Consider the following 3,395-nt stretch of genomic DNA (forward strand, 5'->3'; position numbering starts at 1 on the left):
GCAAAAGGCAGCTTTGTTCTCCCCACTTCCCCACACCCCACACCCCACACCCCACACCCTGTCCCCACGAAAAACTTTTTCAGCAGACCCTATTTATGGGGATTGATCAGACCATTTGCGCTTGATTTAAGAATTCTTGCAATTCTTCTCCTTCGATTACTTCGGTGGTCAAAAGATTAGCGGTAATGGACTCTAATAAATTGCGATTGTGACTGAGAATTGCTAGGGCTTTTTGGTAACTAGCGTCGATAATTTGTTTAACTTCTTCATCGATCGCTTTGGCCGTATTTTCCCCGATCGAACGGCGGGGACTACCCTGATTATTACCTAAAAAATTAGCCTGTCCTGTTTTATCGTAGGCTAGGGGTCCCAGGGATTTACTCATACCATACATTGTCACCATTCTTTCAGCAATATCCGTCGCCCTTTGTAAATCATCGGAAGCGCCATTAGTGACACTGCCAAAGATTAATTCTTCGGCTGCCCGACCGCCCAATAACATAGTAATTTGTTCCTTAAATTCGGTTTCTGTCATCAAAAAACGGTCTTCCGTGGGAATTTTCAGGGTATAACCCAAAGCGGATAAACCCCGGGGAACGATGGAAATTTTCTCCACCCGACCACCTCCCGGCATGACAGCACCGACTAAAGCATGGCCAACTTCGTGATAAGCGACGATTTTCTTTTCTTTTTCCGATAAAACGCGACTTTTCTTTTCTAAGCCAGCGATAACTCTTTCTATCGCCTCTTTAAAGTCAATTTGACTGACTTTTTCCCGATTATTGCGGGCAGCCAAGAGAGCAGCCTCATTGACGAGGTTGGCTAAATCGGCACCAGCAAAACCGGGGGTTTGGGTGGCGATCGCTTTGAGGTTAACATCTTCACCCATCTGGACTCGTTGGGCGTATATTTCCAAAATTGCCAATCTTCCCGCTAAATCGGGACGATCCACCAAAACTTGGCGATCAAAGCGCCCCGGACGCAATAAAGCGGCATCAAGAGTCTCTGGGCGATTGGTGGCGGCTAAAACGATGACGACGGCTTCTTTGGGGCTAAAACCGTCCATTTCTGTCAAAAGTTGGTTTAAAGTCTGCTCGCGCTCATCATTGCTGCCGCTAGTTCCCGATCCCGAACTTCTCGATTTACCGATCGCGTCCAATTCATCAATAAAAATGATGCTAGGGGCATTTTTCTTCGCTTGGGCAAATAGATCCCGCACCCGGGCTGCCCCGGTCCCGACAAATAATTCCACGAATTCCGAGGCCGAAATGCTAAAAAACGTCACTCCCGCTTCCCCCGCGACCGCTTTCGCTAAGAGAGTTTTCCCCGTCCCCGGCGGTCCGACTAAGAGAACACCCTTAGGAATACGCGCCCCAATTTTATTAAAGCGCTCGGCATCCTTGAGAAATTCGACGATTTCCTTTAACTCGGTTTTTGCTTCCTCGGCCCCGGCCACATCACCGAAGGTAATCGGATATTTTTCGCCGTCTCCGTAAACTTTAGCGAGATTTTTGTTAAAAAGCAGCGATTTACGGGTGTCATCGTTGCGATAGAACAGAAACTGCATGGCGGCGACTAAAATTAAGGGAGGAACCACCCAAGCGAGGAGAGTGGTGATCCAACTGTTTTCGGCCACAGGAATCGCCTCGAAGATTACGCCTTTTTGCTGTAATAGTTGGGGTAATTGGGGGTTATAAACTGGAATCGTGGCAAAGACTCGTCTGGAGACTAGATTACTGCTTGGTTTGCTTGCCAGAGAACTAGAATCACCGTGAAAGGGATTACTTGATTCTGGGGGATTAACGGGGGGATTACCCGGAATAGCCAGGGATTCTAAAGGATTTTTTAATTGATAATAGATGACTTGATTGCCAATTCTGACCTTACTGATGTCGCCCCGTTCCACTTTACTGATAAATTCGCTGTAGGGTTCGAGGGTAATATTGGACAATTCTGAGGGACGAGGGATAAGAAAATAGCCTAAAACGGCAACACCAGAACAAATGATCAGGATTTTGCCTAACAGAGGCAAACGCGACCAGGAAAATTGATTATCTTCTTGATTAGTCATAATTTTTAGGGTGGGTCAGAGTGAAAATGCAAAGTTCATACTAACAATTCCCTGTCTCGATCGCCTTACCGATGGGATAGGATAGAGGATGGAATACTTGGTAGCGAGCGAGCGACAAACGAGAGAAATCCCATGAATTTAGTTAGCTTAGAGAACTTTCTCGATAACACTTCTTTTTTAGTCCTGTTTTTAACCATGCTGGTTTATTGGGCCGGGGCAGCCTTTCCTAGCATACCTTTGTTGCCCGGCCTGGGCAGCACGGGAGTGGCCATCGCTAACCTCTGTATCGCCGCTTTATTGGGGGCGCGCTGGTTAGAAGCGGGTTATTTCCCCATCAGCAATCTTTACGAATCTTTATTCTTTCTCGCTTGGGGTGTAACTGCGGTTCATTTAATTGCTGAGTACACTAGCCGCAGTCGCCTGGTGGGGGTGGTGACGACTCCTGTAGCCATGGGGATTACTGCTTTTGCCACTTTGTCCTTACCCGGGGAAATGCAAACTTCGGCGCCCTTGGTTCCGGCTTTAAAATCGAATTGGTTGATGATGCACGTTAGCGTCATGATGTTAAGTTATGCTGCTTTGATGGTGGGTTCCCTGATGGCGATCGCTTTTCTGATCGTCACTAGAGGTCAAAATATCGAGTTAAAAGGCAGTTCCGTGGGTACGGGAGCCTATCGTCTGCAAAATAAGTTATCTACCACTCTTTCTGCCCCAATTTTCATGGAAACGGCTAACGGTGGCACAACCGCCCTTTTAACTCCCACCTTAACAGCGATGGCGACTCTTTCGCCCCAACGTCTTAGCTTGGCGGAAACCCTCGATAATATCAGTTATCGGGTCATCGGTCTCGGTTTTCCCCTTCTCACTATCGGTATCATCGCCGGGGCAGTTTGGGCCAATGAAGCTTGGGGTTCCTATTGGAGTTGGGACCCGAAAGAAACTTGGGCGCTAATCACTTGGTTAGTGTTTGCCGCTTATCTCCATGCCCGCATTACCCGGGGATGGCAGGGAAGAAAACCGGCTATTCTAGCTGCCAGTGGTTTTGTTGTGGTTTGGGTATGTTATTTAGGGGTGAATCTTTTAGGTAAAGGTCTTCATTCCTACGGCTGGTTTTTCTAAATCAGTTATAGGGGTGGGTTGTGGGGTGTGGGGTGTGGGAAGAATAAATAAAAATAATCTTCTGACGACCGACGACCGACTCCTAACCCCACCAACAAACTTTTTGCCGCAAACCATAAATAATTATAAGTAGGGAGGCACAATTATTTGTAGGATGGGTTAGCGGTAGCGTAACATAATCTGGCGTTGGGTTTCATGCTTCAAC

The 3,395-nt window shown here is 47.3% G+C and carries 2 protein-coding genes; one reads left to right on the plus strand and one right to left on the minus strand.

The genetic code is table 11. The features are described from left to right. Positions 1–106: 106 nt before the first annotated feature. Positions 107–2,071, minus strand: a complete 1,965-nt coding sequence (gene ftsH, locus PX636_RS16815) for an ATP-dependent zinc metalloprotease FtsH (RefSeq protein ID WP_288117947.1) — start codon at positions 2,069–2,071, stop codon at positions 107–109. A 132-nt stretch (positions 2,072–2,203) separates the two neighbouring features. Between ftsH and ccsB the strand changes: the two genes are divergently transcribed. Next, complete coding sequence (gene ccsB, locus PX636_RS16820) at positions 2,204–3,190, plus strand: c-type cytochrome biogenesis protein CcsB (RefSeq protein WP_002797576.1); 987 nt, start codon at positions 2,204–2,206, stop codon at positions 3,188–3,190. Positions 3,191–3,395: the final 205 nt, after the last annotated feature.

It is taken from the genome of Microcystis sp. M53598_WE2 (genome assembly GCF_030067735.1).
GTDB classification, from domain to species: Bacteria; Cyanobacteriota; Cyanobacteriia; order Cyanobacteriales; family Microcystaceae; genus Microcystis; species Microcystis aeruginosa.

Coding starts and splice junctions, on each gene's coding strand:
- ccsB (WP_002797576.1), top strand. CDS start 2,204: ATGAATTTAGTTAGCTTAGAGAACTTTCTCGATAACACTTCTTTTTTA.
- ftsH (WP_288117947.1), bottom strand. CDS start 2,071: ATGACTAATCAAGAAGATAATCAATTTTCCTGGTCGCGTTTGCCTCTG.